The sequence below is a fragment of the Kitasatospora sp. NPDC059577 genome, assembly GCF_042735475.1.
GTDB lineage: Bacteria > Actinomycetota > Actinomycetes > Streptomycetales > Streptomycetaceae > Kitasatospora.
Map to the genome: position 1 here is coordinate 14,456 of NZ_JBHWBZ010000064.1, position 20,029 is coordinate 34,484.

Annotated in this window: 19 protein-coding genes; 4 read left to right on the forward strand and 15 right to left on the reverse strand. The window is 73.0% G+C overall.

Annotated features, from left to right (window positions below; translation table 11 throughout):
- Window positions 1-542: 542 nt before the first annotated feature.
- The 4 genes from casA (at window position 543) to cas6e (ending at window position 5,460) form a co-directional block, all read left to right on the forward strand.
- Window positions 543-2,615 (forward strand): type I-E CRISPR-associated protein Cse1/CasA, encoded by a 2,073-nt coding sequence (gene casA / locus ACFV0O_RS34400; protein ID WP_380347690.1) that lies wholly within the window; start codon window positions 543-545, stop codon window positions 2,613-2,615.
- 70 nt (window positions 2,616-2,685) lie between these two features.
- Window positions 2,686-3,825 (forward strand): type I-E CRISPR-associated protein Cas7/Cse4/CasC, encoded by a 1,140-nt coding sequence (gene cas7e, locus ACFV0O_RS34405; protein ID WP_380347692.1) that lies wholly within the window; start codon window positions 2,686-2,688, stop codon window positions 3,823-3,825.
- Complete coding sequence (cas5e, locus tag ACFV0O_RS34410; protein WP_380347694.1) at window positions 3,825-4,682, forward strand: type I-E CRISPR-associated protein Cas5/CasD; 858 nt, start codon at window positions 3,825-3,827, stop codon at window positions 4,680-4,682. Before cas7e ends, cas5e begins: the two co-directional genes overlap by 1 nt.
- Before the next feature lie 4 nt (window positions 4,683-4,686).
- Window positions 4,687-5,460 carry a type I-E CRISPR-associated protein Cas6/Cse3/CasE gene (gene cas6e / locus ACFV0O_RS34415; RefSeq protein WP_380347696.1) on the forward strand — a complete coding sequence of 258 codons (774 nt, stop codon included), beginning with the start codon at window positions 4,687-4,689 and terminating at the stop codon, window positions 5,458-5,460.
- Between the two features lie 50 nt (window positions 5,461-5,510).
- Here cas6e and ACFV0O_RS34420 read toward each other — a convergent pair whose 3' ends face one another.
- The 15 genes from ACFV0O_RS34420 to ACFV0O_RS34490 form a co-directional block, all read right to left on the reverse strand.
- Entirely contained in the window at window positions 5,511-6,476 is a 966-nt protein-coding gene (locus ACFV0O_RS34420; protein ID WP_380347697.1) for an ATP/GTP-binding protein, read from the reverse strand.
- Window positions 6,470-7,066 (reverse strand): hypothetical protein, encoded by a 597-nt coding sequence (locus tag ACFV0O_RS34425; RefSeq protein ID WP_380347699.1) that lies wholly within the window; start codon window positions 7,064-7,066, stop codon window positions 6,470-6,472. Before ACFV0O_RS34425 ends, ACFV0O_RS34420 begins: the two co-directional genes overlap by 7 nt.
- A gap of 181 nt (window positions 7,067-7,247) precedes the next feature.
- Window positions 7,248-7,847, reverse strand: a complete 600-nt coding sequence (locus ACFV0O_RS34430) for a prepilin peptidase (protein WP_380347701.1) — start codon at window positions 7,845-7,847, stop codon at window positions 7,248-7,250.
- A complete protein-coding gene (locus ACFV0O_RS34435; RefSeq protein WP_380347703.1) occupies window positions 7,844-11,317 on the reverse strand; it encodes a LysM peptidoglycan-binding domain-containing protein in 3,474 nt (1,157 codons plus the stop codon). Before ACFV0O_RS34435 ends, ACFV0O_RS34430 begins: the two co-directional genes overlap by 4 nt.
- The gene (locus ACFV0O_RS34440; RefSeq protein WP_380347705.1) at window positions 11,317-11,790 is read right to left on the reverse strand and encodes a pilus assembly protein TadG-related protein; all 474 of its coding nucleotides are present in this window, start codon (window positions 11,788-11,790) and stop codon (window positions 11,317-11,319) included. The genes ACFV0O_RS34435 and ACFV0O_RS34440 overlap by 1 nt, the downstream gene beginning before the upstream one ends.
- Window positions 11,790-12,215, reverse strand: coding sequence for a TadE family protein (locus ACFV0O_RS34445; protein ID WP_380347707.1), 426 nt, complete (start codon window positions 12,213-12,215; stop codon window positions 11,790-11,792). Before ACFV0O_RS34445 ends, ACFV0O_RS34440 begins: the two co-directional genes overlap by 1 nt.
- Entirely contained in the window at window positions 12,212-12,634 is a 423-nt protein-coding gene (locus ACFV0O_RS34450; RefSeq protein WP_380347710.1) for a TadE/TadG family type IV pilus assembly protein, read from the reverse strand. Before ACFV0O_RS34450 ends, ACFV0O_RS34445 begins: the two co-directional genes overlap by 4 nt.
- 31 nt (window positions 12,635-12,665) lie before the next feature.
- The gene (locus tag ACFV0O_RS34455; protein ID WP_380347712.1) at window positions 12,666-12,920 is read right to left on the reverse strand and encodes a hypothetical protein; all 255 of its coding nucleotides are present in this window, start codon (window positions 12,918-12,920) and stop codon (window positions 12,666-12,668) included.
- 52 nt (window positions 12,921-12,972) lie between these two features.
- Window positions 12,973-13,857 (reverse strand): hypothetical protein, encoded by an 885-nt coding sequence (locus ACFV0O_RS34460; RefSeq protein ID WP_380347714.1) that lies wholly within the window; start codon window positions 13,855-13,857, stop codon window positions 12,973-12,975.
- On the reverse strand, window positions 13,854-14,804 hold the full coding sequence (locus ACFV0O_RS34465) for a type II secretion system F family protein (RefSeq protein ID WP_380347716.1): 951 nt from the start codon (window positions 14,802-14,804) through the stop codon (window positions 13,854-13,856). Before ACFV0O_RS34465 ends, ACFV0O_RS34460 begins: the two co-directional genes overlap by 4 nt.
- Complete coding sequence (locus ACFV0O_RS34470) at window positions 14,801-16,396, reverse strand: CpaF family protein (RefSeq protein ID WP_380347718.1); 1,596 nt, start codon at window positions 16,394-16,396, stop codon at window positions 14,801-14,803. Before ACFV0O_RS34470 ends, ACFV0O_RS34465 begins: the two co-directional genes overlap by 4 nt.
- Before the next feature lie 22 nt (window positions 16,397-16,418).
- Entirely contained in the window at window positions 16,419-17,255 is an 837-nt protein-coding gene (locus ACFV0O_RS34475; RefSeq protein ID WP_380347720.1) for a hypothetical protein, read from the reverse strand.
- Entirely contained in the window at window positions 17,255-17,965 is a 711-nt protein-coding gene (locus ACFV0O_RS34480; RefSeq protein ID WP_380347722.1) for a flagella basal body P-ring formation protein FlgA, read from the reverse strand. Before ACFV0O_RS34480 ends, ACFV0O_RS34475 begins: the two co-directional genes overlap by 1 nt.
- A 101-nt stretch (window positions 17,966-18,066) precedes the next feature.
- Entirely contained in the window at window positions 18,067-18,978 is a 912-nt protein-coding gene (locus ACFV0O_RS34485) for a hypothetical protein (RefSeq protein ID WP_380347724.1), read from the reverse strand.
- Entirely contained in the window at window positions 18,972-19,613 is a 642-nt protein-coding gene (locus tag ACFV0O_RS34490) for a hypothetical protein (protein ID WP_380347726.1), read from the reverse strand. Before ACFV0O_RS34490 ends, ACFV0O_RS34485 begins: the two co-directional genes overlap by 7 nt.
- Window positions 19,614-20,029: the final 416 nt, after the last annotated feature.

The window sequence follows — 20,029 nt, forward strand, 5'->3', positions numbered from 1 at the left end:
TGTTAATATGACACGGGGCACCCCCCGGGTGCGCACCCGGGGCGGGGCACATGTAAACCGCCCCCCCCCCCTGCCCCGCCCCCCGGCGGGGGGTCGCCCCCGCTGGGGGGGGCACGACACACGGCCCACTGCCCGGGCCCACGGGAGCACTCCCCGCGTAGGCGGGGCCGACACTGTTGCGTTGGAGCCAGCCCAGTGGTCGGTCGGACAATCCCCGCGTAGGCGGGGCCGACAGGACGGGGGAAGGCTGTGACGTTCGTAGAGGGGAGTGATCCCCGCGTGCGCGGGGCCGACGACGACTCGTGGACTCGGCATGCCGTGGCCACTGGAAGATCCCCGCACATGTGGGACCGTCACTTCCCGACCTGCGATGATGCACCTCAGAGTACGCCAGATCAGTTCAGGTTTTCGATTTCAGGAATTCCCGAACCGCGGGGCCGGAGCATGGACGACATGGCCCCGGGGCCGAGCGACGGATCGGATTCGGGGATGCCACGATGAGGCGGCGATCAGTCGGACACGGTTAGTGGGGAGGACGGCTCGTGCCTGGGTACGGCCTGGTCGAGGAACCGTGGCTGACAGTCCGCCCGGTCGGTGGCGGCTCTCCCGTGACCGTGGGGATCGCCGAGGCCCTCACCGGGGCCCACGAACTCGAGGGTCTGGTCGTGGAGTTCTCCACCCAGCTGCCGGCCGTCCTGCGCCAGGTTCTGCTGCCTGTCGTCGCCGACGCCACCGGCGTACCCCGGACGCCGCGGGAGAAAGGCGCCCGGCTCGCTCGAGGACGGTTTGCGGAGGCCGAACTGGACAGCCTCCGGACCTATCTCGGGACACACCGCGCGGCGTTCGACCTCTTCGATCCCGTCGCGCCGTTCGGGCAGGTCGCGGGACTGCGCACGGCCAAGGGCGAGACGAAGGGTTCCGCCACTCTCGTGGCAACCGCGGCGAGCGGCAACAACGTCCCCCTGTTCGCCAGCCGGTCGGACGCGGACCCGCTCGACCTGACGCCGGCCCAGGCCGCGCACTGGCTCCTGCACGCCCACTGCTGGGACACCGCGGCGATCAAGACCGGCGCCGTCGGCGATCCCCTGGTCAAAGCGGGCAAGACGACCGGGAACCCGACCGGCCCGCTCGGCCAGCTCGGCGTCGTCATCCCCACCGGGCGGACCCTGTACGAGACCCTCCTGCTGAACCTCCCGGTCACCCAGCCCGAGGCCCTCGGCGTTCCGCAGTGGAAGCGCGGGCCGCACGGCCCCGCGTGGGAGCTCCGTGAGGCTGAGGGCCTCCTCGACCTGTGGACGTGGCAGGCCCGGCGGATCCGCCTCGTCCCGCATCGGGACGAGGCCGGCCGGCTGCGGGTCGCCCGGGTGGTCATCGGCGCCGGAGACCGGCTCACGCGGACGCCCGAGCTGGAACCGCATACCGCCTGGACCTCTGCGGCACCCGGCAAGAAGTCCTCCTCGGCCCCGAACGAGCGAAGACCACGCCGCCACACCCAGGGCAAGGCCGCCTGGCGCGGCCTGGACGCACTCCTCGCGTCCACCCGCCAGAGCACGGGCGGCTCCTTCGAGACCAGCGCCCTCCTTGACGAGGTCGGCGCCCTCCAGGAGATCGGCAAACTGCCCGCCGACTACCCGCTGCGGGTCGAGACCTTCGGCGTGGTCTACGGCACCCAGTCCTCCGTCGTCGAGGACGTCGTCCACGACACGATCCCGTTGCCCCTGCTCGCCCTCCATCGGGACAGCGAAGCCCACCAACTCCTCCTGGACGTGGCCGAACAGGCGGAACAGCTCGCCCAGGCCGTCAACAACCTCTCCGCCGATCTGCGCCGGGCCGCCGGAACCGATCCCATCCCCTGGGACAAGGGCCAACGCCCCGGCGAAGTCCTCCTGCACACCCTCGACCCCCTGGTGCGCCGCCTGCTCGCTGGAGTCCGTGACGCCGGCACCGACGACGACCTCCTGGAGCGCGGCAGGCTCGCCTGGGAGCACCTGGCGTACCGCCACGCCTGGGACACGGCGAACGGACTCCTGCTGGCCGCATCCGGCACCACCTTCGCGGGCCGCACCGTCATCCTGGCCGACAAGTCCGGCAAACCGCAGACTTACAAACTCGGCACCGCAGGGGCGGCCTTCCGGCGTCGGCTCGACGGGATCCTCCCCCGTCCCGCCATGGACCACCCCGGGGTGTGGCCGCTCTGCACCGTTGAGGCCGACGACGTCCTCGCGCGACACGACGAGGTCTCCGACGGACAGAAGGCCGACCCCTCGACGCGGGCTCTCTACGACCTCCACCAGCGGGGGCGGTCCGAGCCGATGCACCGACGCGGCGTGAGGCTCGGCGAAGCCCTGCTAGCCCTGCGCCGCAGCGGCGAGGTCAGCGAGGAAGCGCTCGACACCCGGGTCGCCCAGCTCGCCGGTGCGACCAGCGTGTCCGCGCTACTGGTCCACCTGCGTGGCCTGGTCACCCAGCTCCGCACCGCCGGTCAGCCCCTGGACCACGACCACCTGACGGCCGACATCCAGGCCTGGCACCACACGGACCGGCGCCCCCGGGTCCGCCTCACATGGGCCCTCGACTACCAGGTGTGGAAGGGCCGGACGCCCGCGGGCGACTGACCGTCGCTGAGCGGCCGGAGCCCTGGCATCCCCATCACCACCGGACCATCGTCCCTTCGAGGAGAAGCGCATGACCGACCGCCTTTTCATAGACGTGCACATCCTGCAGACCGTCCCGCCGGCGAACCTCAACCGGGACGACAACGGCAACCCCAAGGAGGCCTGCTTCGGCGGCAAGCGCCGATCCCGGGTCTCCTCCCAGGCCTGGAAGCGCGCCACCCGCATCCACTTCGCCGAGAGCCGGGACCCGCAGGACCTGGCCACCCGAACGAAGCGGATCGCCGTCCAGCTCGCCAAGGGCATCGCGGAGCGAAGCGGCGTCGCGGCCGAGGACGCGCGGCGGATCGCCGGCGCGCTGATCAAGTCGACGGGGATCTCCGCCGGCAAGAAGGAAGGCGAGACCGCCTACCTGCTCTTCTACGGGCGCCGCCAGCTGGACGGCATCGTCGACCTGGTCGCCGGTACGGCCGCGGACCTCGCCGCCCTCGACGCGAAGGCTTTGGAGGAGGCGGTCAAGGCCCTGCCGGTCAAGGAGCGGTTGCAGGGCGGCCACCCGGCCGACGTCGCGCTCTTCGGGCGGATGGTCGCCGACGTCCCGGGCCTGAACATCGACGCCGCGACGCAGGTGGCCCACGCGATCTCCACCCATGCCGCCGAGCTCGAATTCGACTACTACACGGCCGTCGACGACGAGCAGACCGCAGATGAGACCGGCGCGGGGATGATCGGCACCATCGGCTTCAACTCCGCCACCCTCTACCGCTACGCGACCGTCGGCCTGCACCAGCTGCGGGAGAACCTCGGGGACGACAAGGCCACGGTGGACGCCGTCGACCTGTTCGTCGACTCCTTCGCCCGCTCCATGCCCACCGGGTACGGAAACTCGTTCGCGCACCGCACCCGCCCCAGCCTGGTCGCCGTCGTCGTCCGCGCCGACCAGCCCGTGAACCTCGTCTCCGCCTACGAGAACCCCGTCCCGGCGAGCCAGGGCATCGTCGCCGAGTCCGCGCGTCGCCTCGCCGCCGAGTTCACCACCGCCACCGAGCAGTGGGGCGACACCCCGCTGTACGTCGGTATCTGCCACACCCTCGACGCCGGCACCGACGGGACCGGGCGGAAGCTGACGGAGGCGTTCGGCGTGAACCGCACCTTCGCCGAGCTGCGCGACGGACTGCGCACCGCCCTCACCGAGCGGGTGAACGACAACTGATGCCCGACCACCCCACCCCCGCACCGCCCCCGAAGCAGGATGAGGAGCAGGCGGTCGTCGTCCTGCGCCTGGCCGGCCCGCTCCAGTCCTGGGGCGACCGCAGCGCCTTCAACCGCCGCGACACCCGGCCCCAGCCGACCAAGTCCGGCGTCGTCGGCCTGCTCGCCGCCGCCGCAGGCCGCCCGCGCGAAGCGGACATCACCGACCTGGTCGGCCTGCGCCTGGGCGTCCGTGTCGACCAGCCCGGAACCCTGCTGCGCGACTACCACACCGTCAGCGACTACCGGGGCCGGCCGCTGCCGCAGGCCGGCGTCAACGCCAAGGGCCTGCAGAAGCCGACCTCCCCGGCCAAGGACACCCACGTCACCCACCGCTACTACCTCCAGGACGCGGTGTTCCTCGCCGCCGTCCAGGGCCCGGCCGGCCTCATCGCGACGCTCGCCGAAGCCGTCCGCCGCCCGGCGTTCCCGCTCGCCCTCGGCCGGCGCTCCTGCGTCCCCACCCAGCCGATCGCCCTCGGCGCGGTGCGTCACGCCACCCTGGAGGACGTCCTGGCCAGCGAGCCCTGGCAAGCCGGCGTTGTCGCCATGAACGCCTACCGGCGGCGGGCCCAGCGGGGCCCGGAGCCGTTCTCGCCGCACCGGATCGACCTGGCCGCGACCTTCGACGACCCCGCTGGCGACGACACCCTCCAGGACGTGCCGCGCTCCTTCGACCCCCGCGAGCGCGGCTTCTCCACCCGGCGGATCCGTCACGCCTGGCTCGACGTCCCCACCGGCCTGCCCCCGTCAGACCGGACCGAGCAGCCGGCCTCGTCGGCCGGCGGCCATGACCCGTTCGCCCTGCTGGGCTGGTGACCCGATGACCTACCTCTCCCGCGTCCGCATCAACCCCCTGCGCGCCGCCAGCCGCACCCTGCTCGCCAACCCGCGCGCCCTGCACGGCGCCGTCACGGCCGGCAACCCCGACACCGCCCCCGGCGACCGGATCCTGTGGCGCCTGGACACCGACCACCCGCGCCGCCCCGTCCTGCTGGTCCTCACCCCCTCCAAACCCGACTGGACCCACATCGTCGAACAGGCCGGATGGCCCGACGCCGACGGCGAGCACTACGCGATCCGCGACTACAGCCCCCTGCTCGGCCGGCTCGCCGCCGGCCGCGAGTTCGCCTTCCGCCTCAAGGCCAGCCCCGTCCAGAACACCTCCACGCCCGACAAGGCGAGCCCGCACCGCACCAAGACCGCCGACCAACTCCACCACCGCTCCTACCGCATGCCCCACCGCACCGCCGCCCACCAGCTCACCTGGTTCCTGGACCGCACCACCCGCTGGGGCTTCACCATTCCCGAGGCACACACCGACCACCCCGCACCGGGCCTCGAACCGTCCGCCCCGGACACCCCCGCCGACGCGCCACCCGCCCGCGAGGTGAGGATCACCGACCGCAGCCGCAGCACCTTCACCAAGCCCGGCACCCGCACCCCCGTCACCCTCACCACCGCCACCTTCGAAGGCCGCCTGCGCATCACCGACCCCGGCCTCCTGCAAGCCGCGCTCCTCGGCGGCATCGGCCCCTCCAAGGCCTACGGCTGCGGCCTGCTCACCCTCGCCCCACCGCCCCCGGGAGCCCGCTGACCGATGGCCATCGGCCCGGCCGGACCCGGACGTCGGTCAGCGGATCCGTTTCAGTTGAGGACCTGGACTTCGCCGATGGTGAGTTCTGTGGTGGAGGTCTTGGTGATGGCGGGGAGGTCGCCTTGCTGGCCTCCGCCTTCCCAGTGGACGGTCCAGGTGGTGGTGGCGCTGACCGGGAACTTGCCGCCGGGTTTGCCGGCGCTGGTGCTGGTGTAGCGGTAGCCGCAGTCCGGGGACGTCGCGGCGCCCAGGTCCGGGGTGTAGGGCGTCCCGGGCGTGGTGCAGGAGCGTGTCCCGCCGTCGCCCATCGACCAGTCGATGCGTGTCACCTTCGCGGTGACCGACACGGACAGTGCGCCGGAGGACTTCGACTCGATCCACGGGCCCCAGCTCGTCTTGGACGCCTTCGCCCACAGCCACACCGGCATCCCGATCACACCCTTGCCACCCCGGTCCGGCGCCGTGCCGATCTCCGGCACGTCGAACGACATCGTCGCGAAGATCGTCTGGGCCAGGGTGGCCGGTGTGATCCCTCCTCCGAAGCCCGGCGGGGGAGTCGCCCGCCAGCCCACGCCGCCCTTGGGTCCCTGGGCGATCCCTCCGCCGGCGGCCGCGAGGTAGCAGCTCCGGCCGTAGACCGCTCCGTCACCGGGCTGGTGGCCTTCCCAGAGCGGGTCTCCGGCGGGCGGCTGCGGCTGGGAGAGCCGGTAGTAGCAGCCGTCCTCCGCGTTGTACCAGCCCCACCCGTTCGAGCAGGGGACGGTGACCCCGTTGAAGATGCAGGGCTGGGGGGCGCCGTTTCCCCCGGATCCGCCCCCTCCGGAGTTCCCCCCGCCGGAGCCGTTCCCGCCCGATCCCCCACCGCCGTTGTCGGTGACGGCGATGCAGACGTCCGCCATCATCACACTGCCAGGTGGGCACTGTCCGCCGTCGGCGGCGGCCGGGGAGGCCGGGAGCACGGCTGCGAGCGCGGCCACGGTCACGGCGGTGGTCAGCGCCGCCCGGCCCCTCAGCACGTCCGGCTCCGGTCCGGAGAGTACGCACTGATCCGCCACGCGCCGCCCGCGGCCTGGACCGCCTCGACGTCGACGTACAGACGGCCGGGCGTTCCGGTGGCCACCGCGTTCTTCCCGGACGCGGAGAACACCGCCGTCCAGTTCGAGACATCGACGCAGTCCGTCAGGGTCGCCTTGTGCGGCGAATCGGATACGTTCACGGCCGTCACCTGCGGGTGGGTCACCTCGGTCCCCTTGTAGAGGATGCCGGCCTGCTGGGCCCGGGTGATGTCGCCGGCCAGGCCGTCGTAGGCGCTGCCCGTGGCGACCCCGAGCAGCTTGTCCGGGTCCGCCTGGCCTGTGGTCATCGCGGTGATCTTGGCCTCGGTGTAGGCCTGGTACGCCGCCAGGACGTCCGCCGTGTCCTTGCCCGCGGGACCGGCGGCCGACGTGGCGGTGGACGGGGGCGGTGTCGCCGGGGCCGACGGGGATGCCGGGGCAACGGGCTCGTGGTCCTTGCCGGAGCAGGCGCTCATCGTCAGGGCGATCCCGACGACCAGCGCGGCGGCGAGAGGCCGTCGGACGGTGCCCGGCCCCTTGCGGAGCACCACCGGACTGCCTGGGCTGATTCCCTCGTACAATTCCGCCCCCCGTTGTGCGCGTCAATGGCGACCGATGGACCATCAGGCTTGCCCATGCGTCCCGCAATTCTCGTCAGATCCCACCGGCGGCGCCAGCGTCTTCCCGGCATTCGCGGGGGCCGCGCGGCATACGGGCGGACATCGTGAGCGGTCAGCGGCCGAACAGCAGCAGCGCCAGCACCGCGCCCGCGTACAGGGACGGTCCGAAGGCGAGCCGGGTGCGCCCGCTCGCCCGGCGGGCGACGAGCCGCGCGATACCGGCGAGCGCGGTGAGGAGGAAGGCGAGGAACGTGCCGATGACGACGGCGTGCCAGCCGGTCCAGCCGAGCAGGGCTCCCACCGGTCCTGCCGCCTTCACGTCGCCGAGGCCCGGACCGTCCGGCAGGAGCGCGGCCACCAGGTAGAACGCCGGAAGGGCCACGGCGGCGAGGAGGGCCCGCAGCGCCGTCTCGGGGGACTGCGCGGCCGGATAGGCCAGGAGCAGCGCGAACACCGGGTAGGCGGGCAGGGTGAGGGCGTCGGGAAGGCGGTGCAGGGCGAGGTCGATCGCGCCCAGGACACTGGCGAGGACCGCGAGGGCCAGACAGCCCGGCAGCAGCGGGGAGGAGCCGAGGCGCCAGGCGAGCGCCGCCCCCGCGACGGCGGCGGCGGCGCCGATCGCGACGACGTGCTCGCGCAGGACGGCCGTGCTCTCGGCGTCGAGCCTCAGCCGGCCCCCGGCCGGTGCCGTGGGGCCGGCGGAACCCGTCACGACGGCCACCCGGCCAGGCGCGGGTCGGCGCTCAGCATGGTGCGCAGCAGTTCGGAGGTGGCCGGCTCCATCTCGGTGCCGAGCTGGTCGAGAACGGCTTCGAGCCTGTCCGCGTAGCGCTCCACCCCTTCGCGGTCGCCCGCCAGGTGAGCTGCGCGCATGGCCAGGCGGTACAGGGGCTCGGCCGCGGCCTCGACCCGGATCCCCGTGTCGGCCGCCTTGAGGGCCCCGAGGTGGTCACGCACCTCCAGGCAGTGTTCGGCCACCTGCGCGGCCGTGTCCACGACCGCGGCGATGATCTGCTGCCGGTAGCCCTCGGCCCAGATGTAGCGGCGCGGGGGCACACCGGCGAACGGCCGGTCGGCGACGAGGTCGAGAGCCTGCTGCCGGGAACGGTGCGTACCGCGGGTGGTGAGCTGGAGGAACCGGTCCCAGTCGGAGGTGACGTGCGGGCCGAAGCGCAGGCCCGCACCGGTGTCCTGGGGCAGGTACGGGGTGTCGTCCCCGGCGCTGCCGAGCCAGCGCCGCAGCGCGGACACGAGCCCGGCCGAGGAGACCGTGTTGGGGGCGGACGGGTTCAGGTCGACGGTCAGCTGCTGCAGCGATCCGCCGGGGTGCAGGGCGATCCACGCGGCCACCTCGGTCAGGCGTGTGGCGGCGGTCGGCTGGATCGAACCGGTGTCGACGCCGGTCAGGTGCGCGGGGCCGAGGATGTTGACCACGGGGCCGGTGGCGTCGGGGAGATCCGGGAGCCCGGAACCGTCGGCGGGCGGAACGGCCGTGCCCGCCGACTCGGGGAAGGCCGCGGTGACCTCCTCCGCCTCCTCTGCGGCCTCGGCGGTGGGGATCACGGGAGTGGGGCCGCGGTCGACCACCGTGGCGGTGGGGACCACGGGAACCGGGCTCCGGTCGACCACCGTGGCGGTGGGGACCACCACGGTCTCAGACGGTTCCGTCACCGGGACCTCTTCAGGCTCCGGGGCCCGGCTGGGTTCGCCGGTGAGGCCGAACAACTCCATCAGGGCGTCGAAGTCCTCGTCCGTGATGCGTTGCGGCACCAGGTGGCCGAGGGTGAGACCCGCGATGGTGAGCGGGCCGCCGGAGAGCGCGGGCATCCGTACCACCTGGGGCAGGACGTCGTGGTCGGCCGGGGCGATCAATGCCCCGCAGACCGGGTCGGTGTGCAGCCGTCCGGCGTCCGCCGCGTCTGCGGCCGTGAGGGGGACGGCGCTGACGGCGATGCGCGGGGTCCACGAATCAGGCGTGGCCGACGTCGTCCGGGCGTGCCGGACACTCGGGATCCCGGCGTCGGTGAGGGCCTGACGGATGACCTGGTTCCAGCCCGACAGGTCGGCGAGGGCCTCGGCCAGGGTGGCGACCGGCTGCAGCCGCCCGTAGCCGCTGTCGAGCTGCGCGAGGCCCTCGTCGAGGCCGGCCAGGAGGACACCGAGGTCGTCCCGCCACGGCGCGGAGGCGAGCTCCACGGCGAGAGCGCGGACGAACGGCCGCGCGTCGTTCACGTCGAGCAGCAGGACGCCGAGCGTCTCCAGGTCCACCAGTACGAGGTCGTCACCGTCGCGGCCGAGCGTGGCCAGGGCAGGGTATGGGGCGACGACGTGACGGGCGCTCTCCGCGTCGAGCAGGTCGGCGCCGGCGGCGGGGCACGTCCACCGAGCGGGGTCGGCGGTCGGGGTGAACGGCGCGACGGGCTGCCCGGGGTCCTCCAGGAGCACCAGATCGAGCGCGGTGGGGCCGAGCAGCACGGCCGCCACCCGCGGCAGCGGGCGGCCCTGCTCGGCGAGCCGGGCCGCCAGCGTGCGAAGGGCACGGTCGACGAGGTCCGCACCGGTGGGGTCCTCGCTGGCGCGCAGGCGCAGCTCCAGGTCCGCGAGCCGCTGGGAGGCCTGCGCGACAGGGTCGACGGACGCGGGCTGCGCGGGTGCGGTCGTGGCCGGCCCGGGCATGCGGATCCGCTCGCCCCGGCGGCGGCCGCGCTGCTGGAGCATGCGCTTGAGGCCCAGCGCGGACACGATGCCCGCCGCGACCAGGCCGCCCCAGGTGGCGATGGCGGCGATGTCGACGGCGGAACTGCTCTGGGTCAGTTCCGCCGGGGTCGCCTCGGGGGCCTCGGACGTCGGCGCGGCGATGGTGGGCCCGGCGGGCTGGGCGGCCTCCGCGCCGGCGGACGGGGCGGAGGAGTCGGCGGCCGAGGGGGAGGCCTGCGCCGTCGGCGCAGCCGAGGGCTGCTGCGCGGGGCTCTGCGCCGGGGCCGGCGCGGTGGTGGGAGCCTGGGCGGCGGTCGAGGGCGAGGCCGCCGGCTCCGTCGACGGTGCCGCAGTCGGCGCGGGCGCGGTGCTCGGTGCCGCCGACGGTACGGACGGAGCCGGCTGCTGCGTGGCGGGCTGCTGCGCCGTCGGCGCCGGGGCCGTCGGAGCGGAGGCCGAGGGCGCCGGGCTCTGGGACGGCTGCGTGACGGGTGGCTGTGTCACGGAGCCCTGGCCGGAGGGCGAGACGGCGGCCGGGGAAGCCGGCTGCGGGATGGTGATGGTCCAGCCCGGGAAGATCTCGTCGGCCGCCGTCATCTGCCGCCCGTCCGGCATGGTGTGTCCGACGTTGGCCTCGGCGAGCTCGGGGTAGCGGTCGGCGTCGCCCAGCTCTCGCTCGGCGATGGAGGACAGGGTGTCGCCGGCCCGCACGGTCACGGTCGTCGGCGCACCCGCCGTCTGCGCGGACGCGCCCGCGCCACCGGTCCCCGGCAGGAAGAGCTGCCAGCCGGGCTGGATGTCGCCCGAGGCGTGGAACACGGCTCCGCCGGGCATCGTCCGGCCCTCGTTGAGGGCGGCGATCTCGTGCCAGCGGGCGCCGTCGCCGAGCTCGTGCTCGGCGATGCTCCAGAGGCTGTCGGCCGGGCTGGTGTCCTGGACGGTGTAGACGCGCTGGTCCGACGCGGCCTGGACCGCACCGCTTCGGACCTGGTCGGCCGCCGGGCCCGCCTCGGCCTGTTGCCCCGAGGCGGCGGACGCCGTCACCGCCACCCTGGCCTGCGCGGGAGCGGGCAGCCCGGGCGCGGCCGTGGCGGCGAAGGCGCCACCGGCGGTGGGCAGCAGGATCAGGATCCCGCCGACCAGGCCGGCGGCCGCGCGCTGGCTCAGCCCGAACCCGCGGAGCTTCGGGGCCCTGCGCCCGCGTAGCTGCGCGGGCACCTCCAGCAGCACGGACACCGCGAACTGCGCCCAGCCGATCCAGCCGATGACGGCGAGGACCAGCAAGGCGAGCCCGCCGGTGTCCTGCTTGGTCAGCAGGTCGTCCAGCGAGCCGAGACCGGTCAGGCCGAGCGGCAACAGGGCCCGGGTCGCCACGTAGAGGCCGATCGGCAGCGCGACCAGCAGGGCCGCCAGCGCGACCAGCGAGGCGAGCATGCGCAGCAGGTCGGCGAGCAGGTTGCGGCGGGCGGCGGGTCGTCGGGACATCAGGGAGCCTCCGGTCCGGTCACTCCGTAGACGAGGGTGGCGCTCGCCTCTCCGTGGACGGCGAGTTCGCCGACGCCCATCAGCGAGAAGAACTTGGTCTTGTAGGCGGGGCCGTCGACCGTCACGACCAGCTTTCGGTTGCCGTCCGCCGGGTGGGCGGATCCGGTGGCACCGTTGGCACGGAGGTAGGCCTGCGCGGCGGCGACGGCCTTGTCCGGGTCGACGGCGATGGCCTTGCCCGGAATGGCCTTGCCGGCGTCGAGCTGCTGGCCTCCGGTGCGGGCGGCCTCCTGGGCGATGCGCTCCGCCCGTTCGTCGGCGCGGATCTTGCCGCCGCCGTCGATGGTCAGCCCGATGATCAGCAGGAGGGAGGGCACCAGGATCGCGGCCCACAGACCGATGCTGCCGCGGTCGTGGCCACCCGCGAACCTATCGAGGGGGCGCCTTCGGGCGGCCGTCGTGTGGTCGGTCATCAGCGCTCCACGAACCGGTCGATGGCAGAGGTGAACGTGCTGCGGATGGTGTGGGTCCCGGGCATGCCCGGGAAGGCGAGGTCACCGAGCGCGACGTCGCAGACCACCGTGGCGGTGACGGTGCCGCCCGTCCCCGTGGCGCCGAGATTGACGGCGACCGTCACTCGTGGCGAGCCCTGGCAGTGCAGGCCCTGCCGGGCCAGGGTCTGGCCGGCGGTGGCCGACGCGGCCGCGGCCGGGCTGCGGGCGATGGAGGCGTCGCGGGCGGCGTCCTCCACGGCGGAGTCGACGGCCTGGCTCGCGAGGGCGATCCGTCCGGCCATGAACGCCAGGGCGATGAACAGCATGAGGACCGGGACGAGGATCGCGGCCTCGATGGAGGCGCTGCCCTCGTCCCGGCGCGGGGCAAGGTTATGGAGGGTCAATGACCGGTCCAGTGCTCTCGGGGCGCGGACGCGCTCTGATCGACGGAGGGGCCGGACAGGAACGGGAGCAGGCTCGGAGCGCGCCCGGTCACCCGGATGGTGATCCGGTCGGCGGTCGAGGAGACACTCGCGTCCGCCTGCAGCAGCGAACTGCCCGCGGTCCGGTCGAGGACCTCCCTCGCGCGCGCGGCGCCCTTGCCCGGCGAGTCCTGGTGGCCGCGCCCGGCCGCGACGCCCGAACGGGCCGCGGACAGGGCGATCTCCCGGGCGTAGTACCACAGGCCCACCTGGACGACCAGCATGGTCAGAACGATGACCAGCGGGAAGACGATGGCCATTTCGAGGGAGACGTCCCCGCGGTCGTCCGTGAGACGGGGCCGTCGCCACCGGCGGCGGCCCCCCTCTTCCCGCTTGCTCATGACTTGACGGATAGCCACTTGTCCGGGCTCGTCATCCCTTGTCCGAGTTTTCGATCTTGCCCTTGTACTTGGACGCGAGCACCGCGATGGCGCCGGCGATTCCGATGGCGCAGGCGATGACGGCCACCCAGACGATGACCGTCGTGATGCTGATGTCGCCGCGCTCGGCGTCCTCCTCGCGCAGGGACCGGATCCGGGCGGACAGGACGTCGATCACCGCCAGGGCCGGCAGGTTCTCCGGGTCCGCCGACACTATCGAGCGGATCTTGGTACCGAAGTCGTTCATGGGGTTCCTCCCGTTGAGTGTGGTGCGTGTCCCGTCTGCGGCACGGGGCCGGTCAGCCGGTCATGATGCGGATGATGGACGGGAAGGCGATGAGCGCCATCACCAGGACGGCCATGAGGGCGCCCGGCGCGGTCATCGCTTCGGAGGCCGCGTTGGCCTCCTCGGTCTGTCCCGCCATCAGCTCGGTGCGAAGGCTCTTCGCCCTGCTTCGAAGAGTGGTGTAGACGGCGGCACCGTCGTTCGCGGACAGGCGCATGATGTCGGCGACGTCGGCGAGGACCGGCAGGTCCAGCTCGGCGGCGAGCTGGCGCAGGCTCTCCCAGGGGGCGATCTTGTCGACACGAGCCCGGGTGAGGGCCTGCTGCAGGCGCACGAAGGCCCAGCTCCCGCCGACCGCGGCGGCCTTCTCCAGGGCTTCGGCCGGCCCGGCGTCGCCGGCCCGCTCCAGCGCCACCAGTTCGAGGTAGGCCGCGATCGCGTGGGAGAACTCCTGCCGGGCCCGCTTGGCCTGGTCCCGCAGCGCCAGGTCCGGGACGAACCACAGCACGGTGGCCAGGAGCAGTGACACCACGACCGGTACGGGTACCGGCATGGTCAGCCCGGCGACCGCCCACAGGGCGCACACCAGCGACGGCACCAGCAGGCCCATGAAGGCCATCGCCGCCTTGGTGAGCAGGAACCGACCGGGGTTCTGGCCGACCAGGGCCAGGCTGGTCCGAGGGATGCTCACCCCGGGGACCTGCTGCAGGTGCGTTTCCAGCCAGGCGCCGACGCGCTCGTCACGGGTCAGCTCGGTCGTGTCGGCGGCGCGCGGATTGTTGACGGCGTCCAGGGTGGCGGCCAGGTTGGGCTGCGGCCGTACGAGGGCCCGGACGAACAGCGCCACGCCCCCGCCGGCGAGGGCGCCGCCGATCACGGCGATCGGGTCGACCATCATCGTGCGCTCACCTCCCGGACCGGGCCGTGGTGCCCGGGGACCGGGGCGGAGGTCTGCTGGAGCTTCACGCTGGAACGCGGGTCGGCGATGAGGAAACGCGGAGTGGGCCGGTAGGAGGCGAGCGATCGCATCCAGCTCAGCACGCCGACGAACCCGAGCAGGATGACCGCCAGGACCATCTGGCCGAGGAACGTCTTGTAGGGCTCGATGTAATCGGTGGCGAAGCTGCCCAGGACGAGGATGCCGACGGTCATCCAGGTCAGCCACTTCACGGTGGTGCGGGGTTTGGCCCGGTCCGCCTCGACGTCCCGGCGCTGGCGGACCTCCTCGCGGATGCTGTCGGCGAGGTCGTTGAGGGCTTGGGCCAGGCCGGGGCCCCGGTCGCTCGTCTTGAGGATGAGCGCGGAGACGACCTTGTCGGCGGTGGCGTCGCTCAGGATCGCGGCGAACGCCCGCAGGGCGTCGGCGGGACGCCAGCCGGACAGCAGCCGGGCCGCCAGCTCGCCCACCGGCTCCTGCAGCACGACCGGTGCGGTCTTGCGGCTGGAGATGATCGCCTGCTCCAGGCCCATGCCCAGCATCAGCACGTCGGACAGTCGCCGGGTCCACTCGGCGAGCGCGTCCAGCTGCTCGATCCGGGTCTTGTTGTTCCCCGTGGACGCGAGCAGCCAGGGCAGGCCCGCCACGACCAGGACGAGAATCATTCCGAGGACGAACCAGCCGGTGACGATCCACAGCAGCACGCCGCCCACCACCGAGGCGAGCAGTCGGGTGCGGGCCCGGGCGCGGGCCCGCACGTCGTGCTCGCCGGACGTCAGGGCGGCCCGCAGACGCGAGGCGGGTCCGGGAGCGGGCGGTGCCGTGGTGCCGACGAGTCCGACGGCGGCGCCCACGAGTCCGCCGACGACGAGCATCCCGGCGACCAGGCCGAACAGGAGTCGCGTCACGCCATCCTCACCATCAGGTCGAGCGGCCGGGCCCAGGTGCCCGCAGGGTTGTCCAGCAGCGGCGCGGGGAATCCGACGCGCATCAGGTCACCCAGGCAACTGGGGTGCATCAGCGGCACGGCGCGCTCCTCACCGACCTCCGGTCTCGGGCCGAAGATCGTGTTCGTGGACGGGCGGCCGTTCTCGCCCATGCCCGTGACCTCCAACACGTGGCTGACGAAGCGGTGGCGCCGCCCGCCGATACCGGTCTCGTCGATCATCTTCACGAAGACCACGAAGTCCAGGCCGTTGGCGCACTGACGGTACGCCAGGGCCTCGGTCATGCCGTGCCCGTACTCGAGGAACAGCTCGGCGATGCGGTCGAAGGTCATGTGCGGCTCACGCGCGTGCAGCGTGCACAGCGACCCGCCCTCTCCGTTGGTCATCACCCGCAGCATCGGTACGACCTCGGCGCCGCGGACCTCTCCGACGACCATGCGGCGCAGGCTCATCCGCAGCGCCGGGTAGATCAGGTCGCCGACGGTGATCTCGCCCGCGGCGCGGCCGTTGACACGCTCGCCGTTGCCCTCGCGGGCCTCCATCGGGACGATCTGGCGCTCCTGGCCGTCGTCCTCGTGGAGGAACAGTTCGAACTCGGTCTCCAGCGTGCCGATCCGCTCCTCCGCCGGGATCTCGCGGGCCATCGCCCGCAGCAGACTGGTCTTGCCCACGCCCTGGGTGCCGACCACCATGACGTTCTTCTTCGCCCGGATCAGGGCGGCCAGGAACACCGCGAGGGTGCTGTCGATCGACCCGAGCTCGACCATCCCGTTCAGATCCATGTCCCGCACGCGGTGGCGGCGGATCGTCACGTAGGTGCGCGGGGTGACCTCGCTGATCACCTGCATGCGGGAGCCGTCCTCCAGCCGCAGGGCCAGGAAGGGGTTGGCGGTGGAGAGCGTGCGCTCACCGGATCCGCTGCGGCGGGCGAGGTCCCGCAGGAGTTCCCGCAGGTCCTCCTCGCTCTCCGCCACCGGCGGCACCTTGACGCGCCGGGAGTCGCCGTAGTCGATGTAGACCCGGTCATGGCCGTTGACGAGGATGTTCTCCACCCGGTCGTCGTCCAGGTACTGCTGGAGGCGACCGGCGCGGAACAGCAGGTCGTAGACCGCGCCCGACATCCGCCGGGCGGTCTCCGGCGGTACGGGCAGGCCGCTCTCGACCGCGGCGGCGGTCGCCCATACGGCCACGGCCTCGTTGATCAGCGCGCGGCCGCGCTGCATCTGGGTGGCCTGCTCCATCGACGGGTCGCGTTCCAGCTCGCGGGAGAGCCGGTCGGCGACCTGCCGCTTGAGCTGGGCCGCGACGGCGTGGTCGATGTCGTCGGTCGGCACCGCGCGGTGAGCCCGGGGGGCGGGCTGAGCGGAACGCCGGCCGGTGGCCTGCGGCGTCGCGGCCGGCGTGGACGGGCCGCGCCGGGCGGCCGGGGGTTCCACGGCGCGCAGGGCCACGGTGGCGGCGGCCGCAGGGGCCGGCGTCACCGGTCCGAAGCGCAGCCCGGCGGGCAGCGCGGACGGACCGGCCGCCTCGTCCTCCTGAACGGTCGGTCGCACGCTCGGATCGGGGTGAAGAGGCTTACCGCTGAGCATTCGGTTGTCCTCCCACGGCATCGGGACGGGGAACGGGGGCCAGCCGCGCGCGGCGCTGCGCGGTCAGGGAGAAGACCCGCTCGGCACCCGAGCGCGCCGCCCGCATCAGGTCCGAGCGCTTGAACCCGCGTCCGCCGTCCTCGCCGTCCGACAGCACGGCGGCCGCCTTCGGGGAATGCGGCAGTGTCATGACGACCGGCACGCCGAGTTCGCGCGACACCTCGTCCGCGCTGTAGGGGCCCGACTCGACCAGGACGGCGCCCAGGCCGTCCGAGCCCGGCGAGTTGGTCTCCAGGTCCTCGCGCAGCGCCCGCACCCGCACCTGCGCGGACTGCACACCCCGCAGGGTGCCGCGCACCACGACGAGCTGCAGATCCGCCTTGCGTACCAGAGGGGACGCCAGGCCGTACGCCCCCGAACGGCCGAGGTCGACGATCACGTCGTGGCTGGGCTGCACGTTCTCGATCGCGGTGAACAGTCCGGCCAGCCGCTCCCACGTGTACGCCAGTCCGGCCGTCTGCGCCGGATCGGTGATCCCGGGCAACAACAGCCGGTCCGCGTCGCCGTCCGACAGGTCGACCAGCTGGCGCCAGAACGCCTCGCCCAACTGCCCCTGACGGTCGGCCACCGCGAGGTTGCGCAGCCCGTACGAACCGGGGGTGCGCCCGGACAGCGCCCCCAGCACCACCGCGCCGCCGTCCGGGTCGCACTCCGCCAGGATCGCCCGGCGTCCCGTTTCGAGCGGCCACGACAGCAGCAGCGCCAGCGCGGTGGTCGTGGCACCCGGGGCACCCGTGCAGCCGGAGACCGTGACGACCGCCATCAGCCCGTGCCCTTGGCGGCGACGATGAGCGCGATGCGCCCCGTCGCCGCACGGGCGGCCAGCGCCGGTCCGTCGGTGCCCGCCACCGCGAGGTCCACCGTCCTGCTCCCCGTGGTCTCCGGGTCGCCGACCCGCACCACCTTGGCCTTCATCGTCGCCGGCGGCGCGGCGTTCGCGGCGTTCGCCGCGGCCCCGGCGGCCGAGTCCTCACCCGGGGTCGACACCACCAGCACCGCCAGCCCCGGGGTCAGCGGCGTCGACGGCAGCTGCCCGGGCTTGAGGAGGACACCCACCAGCTGCTGCCCCGCGGCGATCAGCGGCGCGTCGGTCAGGTCCTCCTTGGTCACCAGGGCGCCGGCGTGCAGGCTGTTCGCCGCCCGCTTGCCGACCACCGTGCTCCGGTCGACCGCCAGGATCGGCTTGATCGCGGCCGGGTCCAACGTGATCGACGCCTCGGTCAGGTCCGCGTCGGTGATCACCGCGCCCTCGGCCACCGGCTTGGCCAATGCCACGACCGCCTTGTGCTGCCCGGTCGTCAGCACGGCGAAGGCGCCGAGGAGGCCGCCTGCCGCCACGAGTGCCACGGACAGGCCGATCAGCGCGGGGCGCCGGCGCCGGGCCGTCAACGCGCGCGGCGGGGCCGCCGGAGCCACGGCGGAAGGGCCGGCCGGCGCGCCCGCGCCGTGAGACCCGGTAACGGTGCTGCTCAAGAGCTACATCCCCCGAGGAGTAACGAGTAGGAGAGTCCGGGGCCGGGCCGAGGAACGGCCCGGGCCCGCGGACTGAACGGACCTCTGTCCGAGGACCTGGGCTAGTTGAGGACCTGGACTTCGCCGATGGTGAGTTCTGTGGTGGAGGTCTTGGTGATGGTGGGGAGGTCGCCTTGCTGGCCTCCGCCCTCCCAGTGCACCGTCCAGGTGGTGGTGGCGCTGACCGGGAACTTTCCGCCGGGCTTGCCCGCGCTGGTCGTGGTGTAGCGGTAGCCGCAGTCCGGCGACGTCGCGGCGCCGCTCTCAGGCGTGTACGGCGTTCCGGCGGTCGCGCAGCTGCGTGAGCCGCCGTCGCCCATCGACCAGTCGATCCGGGTCACCTTCGCGGTGACCGACACCGACAGTGCGCCGGAGGACTTCGACTCCACCCACGGGCCCCAGCTCGTCTTGGACGCCTTCGCCCACAGCCACACCGGCATCCCGATCACACCCTTCCCGCCCCGGTCCGGCGCGGTACCGATGTCCGGCACATCGAACGTCATCGAAGCGAAGATCTCCTGCGCCAGCTGCGCCGGAGTGGGGCCGCCGCCGAAGCCGGGCGGTGGGTTCTGCAGCCACACGGGGCCGTTGGGAGCCGAGTCGCCTTCGTAACCGAACGGGCAGGTACGGCCGTAGATGGCGCCGTCCCCGGGCTGATGGCCCACCCACACCCAGTTGTTGGGATCCGGCTGCGGATTCATCAGGTTGTAGTAGCAGCCGTCCTGGGCGTTGTACCAGCCGAAGTCGGGCGAGTTACAGGGGACGGTCTGGGTCTGCCAGGTGCAGGTGGCAGAGCCTCCGCCGTTCCCGCCGCCCCCGCCCCCGTCGCCTCCTCCCGGGGGCTTGCCCGGGTCCTTGACGATGATGCAGACGTCAGTCTCGGGCGGGCAGCCGCCGTCCGCGCTCGCCGGGGCCGCGAGACCGAGGACGACGACCGAGGCCGCCGCCAGGGTGGCCATGCCCCGTCTCAGCATGACCGCGCCTTGTCGGTCGTGTACTGGGAGATCCGCCAGGTGCCGTCCGGCATCTGCTGGGCGCCGACGTTCACGACGAAACGGGTCGCCTGCGAGGGAGCGGCGGCGCTCTTGCCGTTGCTCGAGTACACCGGCTCCCAGTGGGAGACGTCGAGGCAGTCGGTCAGCGTGGCCTTGCCCGGAGACGCCGTCAGATCGATCGCCTCCACGGCGGGCGCGCTGACCAGGTCGCCCTTGAAGACGACCCCGCTCTGCTGGGACTCGAAGATCGTCGAGGCGAGCGACTTGTACGCGTCCCCCATGGCGACCGCCGACTGCTTGTTGACGTCGGCGTGGCCGGACCTCAACGCCGTCACCTTGTAATCGGTGAAGGCCTTGTACGCGGCCAGGACGTCGGTGCCCGCCTTGACCGTCGGGTCCGCCGTCGGGGCGGGGGGCGGCGCGGACGTGGTAGCCGCGGGGGCCGGACCCGCCGGGGTGGTCGTCGCGGCCTCGGCGGGCTTGTCGGACCCTCCGCCGCAGGCGGTGGCGGTGGCCGCCAGCACCAGGACACCCGCGACGGCGGGAACCCACGCGGTGATGTGGCGTGACGGCTTGATCGTTTCCTTCCCGATCCGGCCGGTCCTGTCTCGCAACGCGTCCCCCCACGCTTATCGAGTGACTATTGACTTTCCATTAGATCATCACACTGCCACGGTGATTCTGGCCTGTTCCCCCTGGTGAACGCCAGTCGCTTTGCGGTGGTCGAGATCTCGGGGGATCGCCGGTTTGTCGACATGGACATGAATTTCGAACGGGCCGGTGGGGAAAGCGTGGTGTTCGTGCGTACCCGCGATCACCGGCCCCGGAACACCCCCGGAGTCGGACACGGTGCGCGACTCGGAAATGACGAACCGTCAAACACTGACATCGGTGGAGTTGTTCCGAAGGATTCCGACGCGGCGGACGTGCCCCACAGTTCCCGCGGGCGGCGAATCCCCACCGGCTCCGGCCTGCGGTCGCGTCCGGGCCGGGACGGGAACCGCGCACCGGCGCACCCTCCCGGTGGCCC

Bases quoted from the DNA above. Each gene is read 5' to 3' on its own strand.
- ACFV0O_RS34485 (WP_380347724.1), bottom strand. From the start codon at position 18,978: ATGCTGAGACGGGGCATGGCCACCCTGGCGGCGGCCTCGGTCGTCGTC.
- ACFV0O_RS34435 (WP_380347703.1), bottom strand. From the start codon at position 11,317: ATGTCCCGACGACCCGCCGCCCGCCGCAACCTGCTCGCCGACCTGCTG.
- cas5e (WP_380347694.1), top strand. From the start codon at position 3,825: ATGCCCGACCACCCCACCCCCGCACCGCCCCCGAAGCAGGATGAGGAG.
- cas6e (WP_380347696.1), top strand. From the start codon at position 4,687: ATGACCTACCTCTCCCGCGTCCGCATCAACCCCCTGCGCGCCGCCAGC.
- cas7e (WP_380347692.1), top strand. From the start codon at position 2,686: ATGACCGACCGCCTTTTCATAGACGTGCACATCCTGCAGACCGTCCCG.
- ACFV0O_RS34455 (WP_380347712.1), bottom strand. From the start codon at position 12,920: ATGAACGACTTCGGTACCAAGATCCGCTCGATAGTGTCGGCGGACCCG.
- ACFV0O_RS34475 (WP_380347720.1), bottom strand. From the start codon at position 17,255: ATGGCGGTCGTCACGGTCTCCGGCTGCACGGGTGCCCCGGGTGCCACG.
- ACFV0O_RS34460 (WP_380347714.1), bottom strand. From the start codon at position 13,857: ATGATGGTCGACCCGATCGCCGTGATCGGCGGCGCCCTCGCCGGCGGG.
- ACFV0O_RS34450 (WP_380347710.1), bottom strand. From the start codon at position 12,634: ATGAGCAAGCGGGAAGAGGGGGGCCGCCGCCGGTGGCGACGGCCCCGT.
- ACFV0O_RS34440 (WP_380347705.1), bottom strand. From the start codon at position 11,790: ATGACCGACCACACGACGGCCGCCCGAAGGCGCCCCCTCGATAGGTTC.